The following is a 14,732-nucleotide window of genomic DNA, read 5'->3' on the forward strand; positions in this document are numbered from 1 at the left end:
TCGGCGAAACGGGTCAGTCCAGGGCCCCGACGTAGTCGCCGGCGACGTCCAGGACGTCGTTCCCGTACTCCTCCGACCGGTTGTAGGAGAGGATTCCCGCCCACCATCCGTCGGAGGTGGTCAGTACGCGGCCGTCCGCGCACAGGTAGCGGGCGGCGGTGAGCGCGGCGTCGTCGATGTCGTGGGGGTCCGCGTCCCCGCCGTCGGCGGCCGTCCCCCAGATCGCCCAGGTCTCGGGGATGAACTGCATGGGGCCGACCGCCCGGTCCCACTCGGTGTCGCCGTCGAGGCGGCCGCCGTCGCTGTCGGGGATGGCGGCGGTTCCGCGGGTCCCGTCGAGCGGGATGCCGAGCACCCTGACCGTGGTGGTCCCGTCGTCGGCGATCTCGCCGCCCGCGTGGGTGCCGTGACTGGACTCGACCTCGCCGATCGCGGCGAGCGTCGGCCAGGAGACCCGGCAGCCGGGCTGCTCCTCCATGAGCCGCAGCTGCGCCCCCGCGTACCCCTGGAGGGCGCGGCGCGGTATCCCGGTGTCGTCCGAGACGCGGTCCAGCCACTCGGGGCTGACGGTCTCCCCGCCGGCCGTCGAGCGCGCGGAGGGGGACCGGTGGACGTCGGCGAGCGGGGAACGCCCGTCGGCGCCGGCCGCGGTGCCGGGCACCGTGTCGACGGCCCCGCCCCGCTCTCCCGGCCCCGGCGGCAGCCCGGGCGGTGTCGCCGCCTCCGTGGCGACCCGCACCGCGCCGAGAATTCCGCCGGTCGCGCCCAGTACGGCCACCAGCGCGGCCCCCGCCAGGAGCAGCGGCCTCCTCGGAGACGCGGTCCGCGCCCGGTGCTCGTCGGGGATATTCCGATCCGTTCCGTCACCAGGGCGCACTCCGGTCACCGCCACCTCATTCGCCGGTCTCGATGTGGATGAGGCCATCAGAAGAAAACTACTCGACCGTCGCGGTCCTGAACAGGCTCGGAACCCCGGTGTGGCACGCGCTCCGCGGCACCCACCCGGAAACGGCGGCGCCCGCCCGCCGCCCCTGGGGGCGGACGGGCGGGCGCCGAGCGTCCGGGCGGCCGGGTCAGTGCGGAGCCACCACGACCTCGACCCGCTGGAACTCCTTGAGCTCGGTGTAGCCGGAGGTCGCCATGGTGCGGCGCAACGCGCCCATCAGGTTCATCGACCCGTCGCTGCTGGAGGACGGCCCCTGCAGGATCGCCTGCAGGGTGCCGATGGTCCCGACGTTGACGCGCTCGCCCCGCGGCAGCTCGTTGTGGTGCGCCTCGCTGCCCCAGTGGTAGCCGCCCCCGGGCGCCTCGGCGGCGCGGGCCAGGGGGGAGCCGACCATGACGGCGTCCGCGCCGCAGGCCAGGGCCTTGGCGATGTCGCCGCTGTGCGTCATGCCGCCGTCCGCGATGACGTGGACGTACCGGCCTCCGGACTCGTCCAGGTAGTCGCGGCGGGCCGCCGCGACGTCGCCGACCGCGCTGGCCATCGGCACCGCGACGCCCAGCACGCTGCGGGTGGTGTGGCCGGATCCGCCGCCGAAGCCGACGAGCACGCCCGCCGCGCCGGTGCGCATCAGGTGCAGGGCCGCCGTGTAGGTGGCGCAGCCGCCCACGACGACCGGGACGTCGAGGTCGTAGATGAACTGCTTGAGGTTGAGCGGTTCGGCCCGGCCCGAGACGTGCTCGGCCGAGACCGTCGTGCCGCGGATGACGAAGATGTCGACGCCCGCGTCGATGACGGCCTTGTGGTACTGCGCGGTGCGCTGCGGGGAGAGCCGCGCGGCCGTGGTGACACCCGCCCGGCGGATCTCCTCGATGCGCAGCCCGATCAGCTCCTCCTTGATCGGCGCGGCGTAGATGTCCTGGAGGCGCTTGGTGGCCGCGGCGTCGTCGAGTTCGCGGATCTCGGCCAGCAGCGGCTCGGGGTCCTCGTACCGGGTCCAGAGCCCCTCCAGGTCGAGGACGCCCAGACCACCGAGCTCACCGACCGCGACGGCGGTCTTCGGCGAGACCACGCTGTCCATGGGACTCACCATCAACGGCGTCTCGAACCGGTAGGCGTCGATCTGCCACGCGATGGAGACCTCTTCGGGGTCGCGGGTGCGCCGGGCGGGCACGATCCCGATCTCGTCGAGCTCGTAAGCCCGCCGCCCGGCCTTGCCCAGCCCGATCTCAACCTGAGCCAACGCTCTGATCCCCTCTTCGATCCGTAACACCGATGCGTCCCACCGGCGACAACCACCGCCGCGAGCTTACCGCCGAGCAGCGGAAACGGGCGGCCCCGCCCCGTCACCACGGCCACCGCCGGACGCCCGCCCTCCGCGCCGCACCGGTCGCGGTTTCCCCGTTGATCTCGGCCTTCCGGGGTCTCAACCGTTTCCGAGACCCCGGAAAGGTCAAGATCAGCGAGAAAAGAGGCTAGCGGCGCGCCTGGTAGTTCGGCGCCTCGACCGTCATCTGGATGTCGTGCGGGTGGCTCTCCTTGAGGCCCGCGGAGGTGATCTGCATCAGCTGGCCCCGTTCGCGCAGCTCCTCCACGGTACGCGCGCCCGAGTACCACATGGACTGGCGCAGCCCTCCGACGAGCTGGTGCGACACCGCCGAGAGCGGACCGCGGTACGGGACCTGGCCCTCGATGCCCTCGGGGATGAGCTTCTCCTCGGTGGCCACGTCGGCCTGGGAGTAGCGGTCCTTGGAGTAGGAGCGGCCGCGCATCGCGCCCAGCGAGCCCATGCCCCGGTAGGACTTGAACTGCTTGCCGTTGATGAAGATCAGCTCGCCGGGGCTCTCCTCGACACCGGCCAGCAGGCTGCCGAGCATCACCGTGCTCGCGCCCGCGACGATCGCCTTGGCGATGTCCCCGGAGTACTGCAGGCCGCCGTCCGCGATGACCGGGATGCCCGCGGGTCCGGCCGCCTTGGAGGCCTCCAGCACCGCCGTGACCTGGGGGGCTCCCACACCCGCGACCACCCGGGTGGTGCAGATGGACCCCGGCCCCACGCCCACCTTGACCGCGTCGGCCCCGGCGTCGACGAGGGCCTGGGCCGCCGCGCGGGTGGCGATGTTGCCCGCGATGATGTCGGCCCCGGTGTTGGCCTTGAGCTTGGCGACCATCTCCAGGACGCCGGTGGAGTGCCCGTGCGCGGTGTCCACCACGATGAAGTCCGCGCCGGACTCGACCAGGGCGTGGGCGCGCCGCTCGGAGTCGGGGCCGACGCCGACCGCGGCGCCCACGACGAGGCGCCCCTTGGCGTCCTTGGTGGCGTCGGGGAACTGCTCGCTCTTGGTGAAGTCCTTGACCGTGATCAGGCCGCGCAGCCGTCCCTGCCCGTCGACCAGCGGCAGTTTCTCGATCTTGTTGTCACGCAGCAGCTGGAACGCGTCGTCGCGGGAGACCCCCACGGGCGCGGTGACCAGCGGCATCGGTGTCATGACGTCGCGGACGAGGCGGCTGCGGTCGTCCTCGAAACGCATGTCCCGGTTGGTGACGATGCCGACGAGGCGGCCGTCCGCGTCGGTCACCGGCGCGCCGGAGATCCGGTAGTGGGCGCTGAGCTCCTCGACGTCGGCGAGGGTGTCGTCGGGGCCGCACGTCACGGGGTTGGTGATCATCCCCGCCTCGGAGCGCTTGACCAGGTCCACCTGGGCGGCCTGGTCCTCGATCGAGAGGTTGCGGTGCAGGACGCCGACACCGCCCTGGCGTGCCATGGCCACGGCCATCCTGGACTCGGTCACGGTGTCCATCGCCGCGGAGATCAGCGGGATGCGCAGCGTGATGTTGCGCGAGAGGCGGGTACCGGTGTTCGCCTCACCGGGCTGCAGGTCGGAGTAGGCGGGCACCAGCAGAACGTCGTCGTAGGTCAGCCCGGGTGCGAGCACCTTCTCGAAGTCCCCTTGGCTCCCTGATGGTGTGAGTGACATGACAACCTTCCAACCGCGCGGCAGCTTGCCCTGTTCATCCTAGGGCGCGCCCTCCACCGCGCGCGGACGAAACCCGGGGTCGGGAGGCTCACAACCCCGGGCGCGGGAACAGCGCGCAGCGGCGGTCCGCGGCCCGGCGGGGCGGTCCGCAGCGCAGCGGGGAGGGTTCGCGGGACGGGCAGCGGGGCCCCGGGGCGACCGGGAGCGGGCAGCCCCGGTCAGAAGAGGCGGTTCGCCACGGCCACCTGCCGAAGCCGAGCCAGAGCTCGGTGCTGGGCGACCCGAACCGCTCCGGGCGACATCCCCAGGACATGTCCCGTCTCATCGGCAGTAAGACCCGCAATCACACGCATCGCGAGCAGCCTCCGCTGCTGCTCTGGAAGTTCGCCCAGCAGGGCCCTGGCCCGCTCGGCCTCGACGGTGCGCACCGCGGACTCCTCGGGGCCGGGCGCCTCGTCCGGCCGGTCGGGCACCGAGTCGGTGGGCACGTCCGCGCGGGTGGAGCCGCGCAGGGCGTCGGCGACCTTGTGCGCCGCGATCCCGAACACGAAGGAGGCGAACGGCCTGCCCCTGTCCTGGTAGCGCGGGAGCGCGGTGAGCAGGGCGATGCAGACCTCCTGGGCGACGTCGTCGGAGTAGTGGACGTAGCCGGAGACCCGGGCCAGCCTGGCCCGGCAGTAGCGGACCACCATGGGACGGACCTCGCGGATCAGCGAGTCCATCGCGCCGTCGTCCCCCTGGGCCGCCAGCAGGGTCAGGTGGTCGAGTTCGGTGTCGTCCGCCCTCGTCCGGGCGGCAGGTCTCTGCGCGAGCGTGCCCCCCGCGACGCGTAGATCCGTCACGTATCGAATGATGCCCACTGGCGCAGACTCACACGTCACGATTCCGGGCAACAGAATGGTCACATTCGGGATTATTCTCGCCCGGAGCCACGCGTGTCCCGGGTGTTCGCCCGGGACACGCGTGGTAGTGATCTCGACTCACCCCCGTAGGCGGGTCGACGCCGTTCTCAGTGGCCGTGGCCGTGGCCGCCGTGGCCGCCGGCCTCGTCCGACTCCTCGGGCTTGTCCACGACCAGCACCTCGGTGGTCAGCAGCATGCCGGCGATGGACGCGGCGTTCTGCACGGCCGAGCGGGTGACCTTGACCGGGTCGATGATGCCCTGGGCGGCCAGGTCGCCGTACTCGCCGGTCGCCGCGTTGTAGCCCTGGCCGGGCTCCATCTCGGCGATCTTGGAGGTGATGACGTAGCCCTCGGCCCCGGCGTTGACCGCGATCCAGCGGGCCGGCTCGACCAGGGCGCGGCGCACGATGCCCACACCGGTGGCCTCGTCGCCGGTCAGGTCGAGGTCGCCCTCCAGGGACTTGGCGGCGTGCACGAGGGAGGCGCCGCCACCGGCGATGATCCCCTCCTCCACGGCCGCGCGGGTCGCCGAGATGGCGTCCTCGAGGCGGTGCTTCTTCTCCTTGAGCTCGACCTCGGTGGCCGCGCCGACCCGCAGCACGCTGACGCCGCCGGCCAGCTTGGCCAGGCGCTCCTGGAGCTTCTCGCGGTCCCAGTCGGAGTCGCTGGCCTCGATCTCCTTGCGGATCTGGCTGACGCGCTCCTGGACCTCGGCCTGCTCGCCGGCGCCGTCCACGATGGTCGTGGCGTCCTTGGTGACGGTGACGCGGCGGGCGGTGCCCAGCACGTCCAGCTCGGCGTTGTCCAGGGTCAGGCCGACCTCCTCGGCGATGACCTGGCCGCCGGTGAGGACCGCGATGTCCTGGAGCATGGCCTTGCGGCGCTCGCCGAAACCGGGGGCCTTGACCGCGGCGACGTTGAGCGCGCCGCGGATCTTGTTGAGCACGAGCGCGCCCAGCGCGTCGCCCTCGATGTCCTCGGCGATGATGAGCAGCGGCTTCTTGGTCTGGACGACCTTCTCCAGCAGCGGCAGCAGCTCGTTGAGGCTGGAGATCTTGCCCTGGTTGATCAGGATCAGGGCGTCCTCCAGCACCGCCTCCTGGCGGTCGCCGTCGGTGACGAAGTAGGGCGAGACATAGCCCTTGTCGAACTGCAGGCCCTCGGTGAACTCCAGGTCCATCCCGAAGGTCTGGGACTCCTCGACGGTGATGACACCGTCCTTGCCGACCTTGTCGAAGGCCTCGGCGATCAGGTCGCCGATCTGCTGGTCCTGCGCGGAGTTGGTCGCCACGTAGGCGATGTCCGCGCGCTCGCCGACCTCGCGGGCCTGGGCGACCAGGGTCTCGGAGACGGCGCGCGCGGCGGCGTCGATGCCCTTCTTCAGGGAGATCGGGGAGGCGCCCGCGGCGACGCTGCGCAGCCCCTCGCGGACCAGCGCCTGGGCGAGCACGGTGGCGGTGGTGGTGCCGTCGCCGGCGGCGTCGTTGGTCTTGGTGGCGACCTCCTTGACGAGCTGGGCGCCCAGGTTCTCGTAGGGGTCGTCCAGCTCGACCTCACGCGCGACGGTCACACCGTCGTTGGTGATGGTCGGAGCGCCGAACTTCTTGTCGATGACCACGTTGCGGCCGCGCGGGCCCAGCGTGACCTTGACCGCGTTGGCGAGGCGGTCGACACCGCGCTCGAGCGAGCGCCGCGCGTCGTCCTCGAATTCCAGGATCTTCGGCATAGGTTCCTCGGTTCCTCAAGATCAGGTGCGGCGGGCGTGTCGCGCCCGCCGGAGCGTTTCCCCGTGACACGGAAAACGCGCGGGCGGGTGAACCCGCCCGCGCGCAGTCAAGCCTTGCTCGGAAGGACGTCCCGAGGCTCGGAGCCGACGCGGACAGGGACTGTCCGGCTCGCGGCCCGAGCCGCGGCCCTACCCGCGCGGGGTCCTACTTCTGGACGATCGCGAGCAGGTCGCGGGCGGAGAGGACGAGGTACTCCTCGCCGTTGTACTTGACCTCGGTGCCGCCGTACTTGCTGTAGAGGACGACGTCGCCCTCCTTGACGTCCAGCGGGATGCGCTTGTCACCCTCGTCGTCCCAGCGACCCGGGCCCACGGCCAGGACCTTGCCCTCCTGGGGCTTCTCCTTGGCGGTGTCCGGGATGACCAGGCCGGACGCGGTGGTCTGCTCGGCCTCGAGCGGCTGAACGACGACACGGTCCTCAAGCGGCTTGAGCACAGTCTTGGTGGCGGTCGACACGGTGTGACCTCCCCCTTCAGAATCGCTGGTGGTAAAACGGCATGCTTGCAAAAGGGGCGACCACGGCGGCCTGTCGTCGCGGGTGCCAGACCGGCCTCGTCGCGGTTAGCACTCTACCCTTGAGAGTGCCAATACGGAACAGTAGTCGCGTGCATCCAGGTCGTCAAACAACAGGTCACGGGGGAACGCAAGGGTGACGAACAGGCGAATCACGGGGTTTCAGGAGTTGCTCACACCGGTGGGACGCCGCCTGCTCGAAGGGCTGGACGCCGCCGAGGCCGACGCGGACCCGCTGAAGGCCGCCACCCGGCTGCGCCGCGACCCCGCCCTGGCGGGACTCCCCGCGGAGACCGCCGCCGACCTGGTCAACGCGGCTCTGACCCAGGCCCGGCTGCGCCGCAGGGCCCGGGAGAAGTTCGGCCCGCTCGCCGACCGCCTCTTCTTCACCCCCGACGGCCTGGAGCAGGCGACCCGCTCACCGGTCGCGACGCACCGGGCGCGGCGCCTCGCCGAGCGCGTGGCCCCCGACTCCGCCGCGCCGGTCGGCGACCTGTGCTGCGGGATCGGCGCGGACCTGATCGCGCTGGCCGGCGCGGGGCTGGCCGTCGAGGGCGTGGACCTGGACCCGCTCACCGTCGCGGTGGCCGGGGCGAACATCGAGGCGGCGGGCCTGTCCGCCCTGGCGCGGGTACGCGAGGGAGACGTCGCCTCGACCCGGCCGGGCGACTACTCAGCGGTGTTCTGCGACCCGGCGCGGCGCGGCCGACGCGGCCGGATCTTCGACCCGCGCGCCTACTCCCCCTCATGGGACACGGTCCTGGGGCTGGCCCGGAGCGCCCCGGCCGCGTGCGTCAAGGCCGCGCCCGGCATCCCCCACGAGCTGATCCCCGACGACGCGAGCACCGAGTGGATCTCGGTGGACTGGGAGGTCAAGGAGGCGGCGCTGTGGTTCGGCGCGCTCTCCGACGAGTCCGCCGCCCCGGGGCCGGCGCGGCGGGCCACCCTCATCCGGACCCGGACCGGCGCCCCCGGGCCCGAGGTCACGACGCTGGCCGGACGGGGGCTGGGCGCGCCACCGGTGTCGGCGCCGCTGCGCTACCTGTACGAACCCGACGGCGCGGTGATCCGCTCGCACCTGGTGGCCGAGGCCGCGGACGCCGTCGACGGCGCGCTGATCGACCCGGCGATCGCCTACATCACCTCCGACTCCCTGGTGCGGACCCCGCTGTGCCGGGCGTACGAGGTGACGGAGGTGATGCCCTTCTCGCTGAAGCGGCTCAGGGCTGCCCTGCGGGAGCGCCGGGCGGGAAGGGTAACGATTAAGAAACGCGGTTCCGCGGTGGACGTGGACAAGCTGCGCCGGGACCTGCGGCCGAGCGGCCCCGAAGCGGTCGTGGTCGTCCTCACCCGCATCGGGGACCGCCCCTTCTGCCTGCTGTGTGACGAGGTCAGCGCCGCGGACGGGCCTTCAGGCGGGTGACCCGCGCGCTCCGGGAGCCACCGGCGCCCCGAAGGCTCCCGGGGCGCCGGGAGGGAGCAACCACGCGTCACGGCGGATAACGGAAACACGGATCTTTCCCCGTCCCCTGGGGACGGATGCCGTCGTGTCGTTAGACTGGCCGAGCTGAGCCTTTATCCCCCTGATCTCCCTGAACCCGTGGGTTTCGTCCGGTATCCCGCACCTCCGGCCAACGGAACGACGGCTGTCCAGGGCTTCGGGCATGATCTCCGCGCATACGTACGGTAGGCATAGGATCTCCGATCGTGATGTTCGAGGACTTTCTCCCTCTTCTCACCGACCACGGGCCTTGCCAGACTCTGACGAGAACCCCCATCCGAGATCGCCGGATCGGGGGGCGCCACACCAAAGGAGCACCTCGGTGGAACAGACCAACCACAACTTCCTCAACGGGGGAGGTCAGGCCGGGATCTCTGACCGGATGCGGGATCTGCTCTCGCGAGCGGCCCAGGACCACGTCTCGGAGCAGAAATCCCAGGGCGCGATCACCGAGGAGATGCGCCAGCGCCTCGAAGGCATGGAGTGGCTGCTGCGCGAGTTCCGCGAGCGTGAGCTGTCCGCCCTGGCCGAGGCCATCGTCGCGGTCCAGGCCCGGGTCGACGAGCTCTCCGCCCGCCCCCCTGAGTGGGCCGAGACGCTCGCCGAGCACATCGAGCAGGTCGGGGCGCGGGTCAAGCCGCTGGCCGAGATGTCCGCGCTGCGCTCGGACGTCACCGGGGTCTCGGGGAACCTGGAGACCGCGCTGAACCGGCTCACGGGCCTCGGCGACACCGCCGCGCGCGCCGCGAGCCAGGTGGACGCCCTCGGCGAGCGGTTGGAGACCCTGGCGGGCAGCGTCGAGTCGCGCTTCCACCGGATCGACGAGGCCCTCGAGTCGCTGAGCACCCGGGCCGCGACGATGGAGAACGCCGTCGAGTCCGTCGGCGAGCGCCTGGAGCGGCGGCACGACACCGACCGCGAACTGGCCGCGGCCGAGCACGAGGCCCTGGTCACCAAGGTCGACGAGGGGCACGACTCGCTGTCGAACCGCGTGGACGAGCTGGCGGGCCGCCTGGAGGAGCGCCACGAAGCCCTCTCGGCCTCGCTCGCCGAGCGCCACGAGAGCCTCTCCTCCTCACTCGCCGAGCGCCACGAGAGCCTCTCCTCCTCGCTCACCGAGGGCCGCCAGGAGCTGGAGCGGGTCGTCGCCGAGGGCGGCGAGACCCTCGGCCGGGCGGTCGCCGAGCAGCGCGAGTCGCTGGAGCGGCGGCTCGACGAGCAGCACGCGGCGGCGCTGGGCCGGGCCGACGAGCACCGGGCCGCGCTCGCCCGCGCGGTCGAGGAGCAGCGCGGCGCCGTCGACGCCAAGCTGGACGAGCAGCACACCGCCCTGAGCGGCAAGATCGCCCAGAGCGTGGAGTTCCTGACCACGCAGGCCGACGAGAACCACGCCGAGGCCACGGCCGCGGTGGCCGACGCCAACAGCGCGGTCGTCAAGCTGGCCGCCGCCACCGAGGAGCGGCTCGGCGAGATGCGCGAGCAGCTGCGCAAGCACCGCTCGGAGCTGTCCGAGCAGCTGGACACCCAGCACGCGGAGCTGCGCGAGCGCGACGAGGAGCAGCACGAGACCCTGGTCTCCGCCCTGGCCGAGACCGCCGAGGGCCTGCGCGCCGCGGCCGCCGAGAACCACACCGCGGCCACCACCGCCATCACCGAACTCTCCACCACCCTCACCGAGACCGCCGAGGGCCTGCGCGCCGCGGCCGCCGAGAACCACACCGCGGCCACCACCGCCATCACCGAGGTCTCCACCTCCCTCACCGAGACCCGGCTGGAGGTCTCGGCGCTGGAGGAGAGGTCCGAGGCCCGGCTCGGCGAGCTGCGCGCCGCCGTCGACGAGAGCGTCCAGGCGCTCGGCGTCCGCGTCGGCGAGCGGCACGACGCCCTGGCCGAGCAGCTCTCCGAGCACCGCGAGGCCGTCCAGGACCGCCTCGACCAGCAGGAGCGCGAGCTGGCGAGCCGGTTCGAGGGGCACCTGACCGCCGTCACCGGCAGGCTGGAGGCTCAGCACGACTCGCTGACCGGCAGGTTCGAGCACGGCCTGGGCCGCCTCAGCGACCGCTTCGACACCTTCGAGGGCCACTTCGAGGGCAGCTTCGACGGGGTCGAGGGCAGGCTCGACGGGCTGAACGGCCGCCTGGACGGCATCGACGGCCGGGTCACCGGCGTCGAGGGCAAGTTCGAGGGCGTGCACGGCCAGTTCGACGGCGTGGACGGCCGCCTGGAGGCGATCGACGACCGGTTGGAGGCCGTCAACCAGCGCCTCGGCCAGCTGCCCGTCTCCCTGGAGGTCGGCGAGGTGCACCGCCGCCTCTCCGAGCTGGTGGAGCGTCCGGTCATCGACCACGGCGACCGCTTCGACGCGCTCGACCGCAAGCTCGGCGACGCCCTCGACCCGCTGCTGGGCGAGCTCCGCGCCCGCCCGGACCGGCACGAGTTCGAGGAGACCGTCAGCGAGGCCGTGGAGACGTCGCACGACGACATCACCAAGCGCCTGGCCGCGCTGGAGGAGACCATGCTCGCCCTGGCCGAGGCCCTGCTCCGCCCGGGCAGCGACGGCAAGAAGAAGCGCCGCGCCTTCGCCGACGACGAGGACGACGACTAGCCGCCGCGCCCCGTCCGGACACGGGAAGGGGGCCGCTCCGCGTCAGCGGGGCGGCCCCCTTCGCCGTTGTCAGGGACCTTCTCCGGACCAGAACTCCAGAGAACCGTCAGGAAACGCGGAGTCCGGCCTCTCGCAGCTCTTCCCGAACCGCCTCGTGCACGACCTTGGACCACGCGGCCATTACCGGAGCCGTCGGTGTCAGGGCCTCTCCGGAGGCCAACCGGTCCTCAATCCAGGTACGCATCAACGCAGTAGGCTTCACACCCAGTTCAGCGGCCACTTCGCGCACTCGGTCCATTGTCGGCTTAGCCAGCCGAATGGAGGAGACGATCATGACCTCGTCCGCGGGAACCGGGTCATGCCGCTCCAGTTCCGCGTTCTCGATTTCTTCGCTGATGTCGTGGGTGTCGTAATATTCGGCGATCTCGTCCAATTTCTTCGAGTCCATGATCACTCCACCTTTCGGTTGAAGGTCCGCCTCTCCGAGGGAGTCATGTCGCGGGCTGTCGCGACGTAGTAAGCATCGGGTTCCACTACGGAATCTGCCATGATCACCGTCAGGTAACGGCCAGCATGGGTACGTCCGAGCAGAACCACCGTCTCACCACGGCCCGGGGTCGTCCAGTAAGGGGATTCGACAGCCTCCTCAACCTCATTCGGGTCGACGCCATGGCGAGCGATGTGCGCCACACTTCTATCGCTCCAATAGATCACAAAGCCCACACATGTGAACGTATTACAAAGTAATACTTTCGTCGGGTGGGGGCGGCCCCGATGTCAGCCCGCCATCACGCTGCCCACCGGCAGGGAGGTGTCGGTGGCCAGGTCGAGGGGGGACGGGGGCAGGCCCGCGGCCACGACCTCGGCGCCCAGGGCCGCGATCATCGCGCCGTTGTCGGTGCACAGGCGGGGCCGGGGGACGCGCACCTCGACTCCCGCGGCGGCGCAGCGCTGCTCGGCGAGGCGTCGCAGGCGCGAGTTGGCCGCCACGCCGCCGCTGATCACCAGGTGCCGCACGCCGTGCTCGCGGCAGGCGTCCACGGCCTTCCTGGTCAGCACGTCCGCGACGGCCTCCTGGAAGGCCGCCGCCACGTCGGGGACCGGGACGGCCCGGCCCGCGTGCTCGGCGTCCTCGACCCAGCGGGCGACCGCGGTCTTGAGGCCCGAGAAGGAGAAGTCGTAGCTGCCGTCGCCCCACTTGCCGCGCGGGAAGCGGATCGCCCGGGGATCGCCGTCGCGCGCCGCGCGGTCGATCGGCGGGCCGCCCGGGTAGGGCAGCGAGAGCAGCCGCGCGACCTTGTCGTACGCCTCGCCCGCCGCGTCGTCCACCGTCTCGCCGAGCAGCCGGACGTCGGTCGCCAGGTCCCGGACCAGCAGCAGCGACGTGTGCCCGCCGGACACCAGCAGGGCCACCACCGGCTTGGGCAGAGGGCCGTGCTCCAGCTGGTCCACGGCCACGTGCCCGACCAGGTGGTTGACGCCGTACAGCGGCTTGTCCAAGGCCAGGGCGTACGCCTTGGCGGCGGAGACGCCCACGAGCAGCGCGCCCGCCAGGCCGGGGCCCGCGGTGACGGCGATCGCGTCGACGTCCGACAGCCGCACCCCGGCGCGCTCGGCGGCCCGGCGCACGGTGGGCGTCATCGCCTCCAGGTGCGCGCGGCTGGCGACCTCGGGAACCACCCCGCCGAACCGGGCGTGCTCGTCGACGCTGGAGGCCACCTCGTCGGCCAGGAGTTCGCAGCCGCGCACGAACGCGACCCCGGTCTCGTCGCAGGAGCTCTCGATCCCCATGATCAGGGGCAGTGCACTGTTGCTCATCAGTCTTCCTCAGCTGCCGGTTCGCCCGGCCTCGGGTGCGAGGCGGCGCATGACGATGGCGTCGGCGCCCGCGTAGTAGCCGCGGCGCACGCCGATCTCCTCGAACCCGAACCGGCGGTACAGGTCCTGGGCGCGCGGGTTGTCCGAGCGCACCTCCAGGAACACATCGGTGACCGCGCGCCTGCCCGCCTCGGCCAGGAGCCCGGCGAGCAGCGCCCGGCCGATCCCCCGTCCCCAGCGGTCGGGGGCCACCGCCATGGTCTGCACGTCACCCTCGGGGGGCACCGCGCGCAGCCCCGCGTACCCGGCGACCCCGGGGGCGCCGGTCTCGGCGACGAGGTAGTACCGGTCGGGCTGGGCGAGCTCGTCGCGCAGCATCCCCTCGCTCCAGGCGTCCCCGGGGAACAGCTCGCGTTCGAGCGCCATGACCGCGGGGACGTCCTCCGCGGCCATCGGGCGCAGCACGGGTTCCATCAGGCCGCCCCGGTCCCGCCGGGCGCGAGCGGCCGGCGCACCCTCTTGGGGGCGCCGGGCACCTGCGCGTCGGGGCGACGCAGGTAGAGGGGGCGCGGTTCGGGCAGTTCGGAGCCGTTCACCAGCGCGCGCACCGCCACCTCGCCGAGCGCGGCGGCCGAGGGGTGGAGCGGCTCGGCCGCGTCGGGGTCCTGGCCGAAGACGTCGGCGTACATCCGCGCGCCGTGCCCGATGACCGGCAGCCCCCGGGTGTCGACGTCGGCGGGACGGTCCACCGCGATGTCGCCGACACGGGTGGCGGCGTCGTCGTAGCGTGCCCAGAAGACCTCCTTGCGGCGGGCGTCGGTGGCGGCGACGAACGGGGTCGCGCGCCCCGAGGCCAGCGCGACGGCGTCGAGGGTGGCCACGCCCACGCAGGGGACGCCGAGCGCCTCCGCGAGGGCGTGCCCGGTGGCCAGGCCGACCCGCAGCCCCGTGTAGGGGCCGGGGCCGATGCCGACGGCGATGTGGGTGATGTCGGCGAGGGCGGCGCCCGCCTCCGCGACAACGGTCCGGATGCCGGGGGCCAGGAGTTCGCCGTGTCGGCGGGCGTCGATGGAGGAGAGGGCGGCGCGCACGCGCACGCCGTCGTGGACGGGTTCGCAGACCGCGGCCGTGACGGCGGGGGTGGCGGTGTCGAAAGCCAAGAGCAGCACGGTCGACCAGCCTATTCGAGTTCGTCGGCGCCCAGTGCGCCCGGCGCTCCGGCCCAGCGGGCGCCGACGCGCCGCAGGCGTACGGTGCGGGTGTCGTCGGCGAGCCGGTCGATGGCGATCTCCAGGCGGTCCTCGCTGAGCCCCTCGGCCAGGCCCTCACCCCATTCGACGACGACCACCGACTCGGCCAGGTCCAGGTCGAGGTCGAGGTCCTCGAGCTCGTCGGGGCCGCCGAGCCGGTAGGCGTCCGCGTGCACCAGGGCGGGGCCGCCGTCGAGGCCGGGGTGGGTGCGGGCGATCGCGAAGGTGGGCGAGGTGACGGGCCCGCGCACGTTCAGCCCCTGGGCCAGCCCCTGGGTGAGGGTGGTCTTTCCCGCGCCCAGCGGTCCGGACAGGATGAGCAGGTCGCCCGCGCGCAGCTCGGCTGCGATCCCGCGGCCCAGCGCGCGCATGGCGGTGTCGGTGGCGACGGTGACGGTGGTCGTGGTCTCGGCGGTCTCGGTCATCGGTCCAGT

At 72.4% G+C, this 14,732-nt stretch carries 14 protein-coding genes; 2 read left to right on the top strand and 12 right to left on the bottom strand.

What is annotated here, in order from left to right; translation table 11 throughout:
* Nucleotides 1-13: 13 nt before the first annotated feature.
* The 6 genes from EV190_RS14465 to groES form a co-directional block, all read right to left on the bottom strand.
* A complete protein-coding gene (locus EV190_RS14465; protein WP_243742581.1) occupies nucleotides 14-886 on the bottom strand; it encodes a lytic transglycosylase domain-containing protein in 873 nt (290 codons plus the stop codon).
* Between the two features lie 187 nt (nucleotides 887-1,073).
* The gene (locus EV190_RS14470; protein WP_133742088.1) at nucleotides 1,074-2,186 is read right to left on the bottom strand and encodes a GuaB3 family IMP dehydrogenase-related protein; all 1,113 of its coding nucleotides are present in this window, start codon (nucleotides 2,184-2,186) and stop codon (nucleotides 1,074-1,076) included.
* Nucleotides 2,187-2,418: 232 nt separating this feature from the next.
* Complete coding sequence (guaB, locus tag EV190_RS14475; protein ID WP_133742089.1) at nucleotides 2,419-3,921, bottom strand: IMP dehydrogenase; 1,503 nt, start codon at nucleotides 3,919-3,921, stop codon at nucleotides 2,419-2,421.
* 218 nt (nucleotides 3,922-4,139) lie between these two features.
* Complete coding sequence (locus tag EV190_RS14480; protein ID WP_133742090.1) at nucleotides 4,140-4,763, bottom strand: sigma-70 family RNA polymerase sigma factor; 624 nt, start codon at nucleotides 4,761-4,763, stop codon at nucleotides 4,140-4,142.
* Between the two features lie 167 nt (nucleotides 4,764-4,930).
* Nucleotides 4,931-6,550: a chaperonin GroEL gene (gene groL / locus EV190_RS14485; protein ID WP_133742091.1), complete on the bottom strand. Its 1,620-nt coding sequence runs from the start codon at nucleotides 6,548-6,550 to the stop codon at nucleotides 4,931-4,933.
* 205 nt (nucleotides 6,551-6,755) lie between these two features.
* Complete coding sequence (gene groES, locus EV190_RS14490; RefSeq protein ID WP_133742092.1) at nucleotides 6,756-7,067, bottom strand: co-chaperone GroES; 312 nt, start codon at nucleotides 7,065-7,067, stop codon at nucleotides 6,756-6,758.
* Nucleotides 7,068-7,260: 193 nt separating this feature from the next.
* Here groES and EV190_RS14495 point away from each other — a divergent pair, with 193 nt between their 5' ends.
* On the top strand, nucleotides 7,261-8,547 hold the full coding sequence (locus EV190_RS14495) for a class I SAM-dependent methyltransferase (protein WP_133742093.1): 1,287 nt from the start codon (nucleotides 7,261-7,263) through the stop codon (nucleotides 8,545-8,547).
* Between the two features lie 400 nt (nucleotides 8,548-8,947).
* The gene (locus EV190_RS14500) at nucleotides 8,948-11,230 is read left to right on the top strand and encodes an apolipoprotein A1/A4/E domain-containing protein (RefSeq protein ID WP_133742094.1); all 2,283 of its coding nucleotides are present in this window, start codon (nucleotides 8,948-8,950) and stop codon (nucleotides 11,228-11,230) included.
* A gap of 106 nt (nucleotides 11,231-11,336) precedes the next feature.
* Here EV190_RS14500 and EV190_RS14505 read toward each other — a convergent pair whose 3' ends face one another.
* Genes EV190_RS14505 through tsaE form a run of 6 tightly spaced genes read right to left on the bottom strand, consistent with a single transcriptional unit; the run spans nucleotide 11,337 to nucleotide 14,723 of the window.
* Nucleotides 11,337-11,678, bottom strand: a complete 342-nt coding sequence (locus tag EV190_RS14505; RefSeq protein ID WP_133742095.1) for a hypothetical protein — start codon at nucleotides 11,676-11,678, stop codon at nucleotides 11,337-11,339.
* A gap of 2 nt (nucleotides 11,679-11,680) precedes the next feature.
* The gene (locus EV190_RS14510; RefSeq protein ID WP_133742096.1) at nucleotides 11,681-11,953 is read right to left on the bottom strand and encodes a BrnT family toxin; all 273 of its coding nucleotides are present in this window, start codon (nucleotides 11,951-11,953) and stop codon (nucleotides 11,681-11,683) included.
* Nucleotides 11,954-12,007: 54 nt separating this feature from the next.
* Nucleotides 12,008-13,048 carry a tRNA (adenosine(37)-N6)-threonylcarbamoyltransferase complex transferase subunit TsaD gene (gene tsaD / locus EV190_RS14515; protein WP_133742097.1) on the bottom strand — a complete coding sequence of 347 codons (1,041 nt, stop codon included), beginning with the start codon at nucleotides 13,046-13,048 and terminating at the stop codon, nucleotides 12,008-12,010.
* A gap of 9 nt (nucleotides 13,049-13,057) precedes the next feature.
* Nucleotides 13,058-13,522 carry a ribosomal protein S18-alanine N-acetyltransferase gene (gene rimI / locus EV190_RS14520; protein WP_133742098.1) on the bottom strand — a complete coding sequence of 155 codons (465 nt, stop codon included), beginning with the start codon at nucleotides 13,520-13,522 and terminating at the stop codon, nucleotides 13,058-13,060.
* Nucleotides 13,522-14,217, bottom strand: coding sequence for a tRNA (adenosine(37)-N6)-threonylcarbamoyltransferase complex dimerization subunit type 1 TsaB (tsaB, locus tag EV190_RS14525; protein WP_133742099.1), 696 nt, complete (start codon nucleotides 14,215-14,217; stop codon nucleotides 13,522-13,524). Before tsaB ends, rimI begins: the two co-directional genes overlap by 1 nt.
* 11 nt (nucleotides 14,218-14,228) lie before the next feature.
* Nucleotides 14,229-14,723 (bottom strand): tRNA (adenosine(37)-N6)-threonylcarbamoyltransferase complex ATPase subunit type 1 TsaE, encoded by a 495-nt coding sequence (gene tsaE / locus EV190_RS14530; RefSeq protein WP_133742100.1) that lies wholly within the window; start codon nucleotides 14,721-14,723, stop codon nucleotides 14,229-14,231.
* Between the last annotated feature and the right edge of the window lie 9 nt (nucleotides 14,724-14,732).

This window comes from Actinorugispora endophytica, from assembly GCF_004363075.1.
Classification (GTDB): domain Bacteria; phylum Actinomycetota; class Actinomycetes; order Streptosporangiales; family Streptosporangiaceae; genus Actinorugispora; species Actinorugispora endophytica.

Bases quoted from the DNA above. Each gene is read 5' to 3' on its own strand.
- groL (WP_133742091.1), bottom strand. From the start codon at position 6,550: ATGCCGAAGATCCTGGAATTCGAGGACGACGCGCGGCGCTCGCTCGAG.
- rimI (WP_133742098.1), bottom strand. From the start codon at position 13,522: ATGGAACCCGTGCTGCGCCCGATGGCCGCGGAGGACGTCCCCGCGGTC.
- tsaE (WP_133742100.1), bottom strand. From the start codon at position 14,723: ATGACCGAGACCGCCGAGACCACGACCACCGTCACCGTCGCCACCGAC.
- EV190_RS14505 (WP_133742095.1), bottom strand. From the start codon at position 11,678: ATGGACTCGAAGAAATTGGACGAGATCGCCGAATATTACGACACCCAC.
- tsaD (WP_133742097.1), bottom strand. From the start codon at position 13,048: ATGAGCAACAGTGCACTGCCCCTGATCATGGGGATCGAGAGCTCCTGC.
- guaB (WP_133742089.1), bottom strand. From the start codon at position 3,921: ATGTCACTCACACCATCAGGGAGCCAAGGGGACTTCGAGAAGGTGCTC.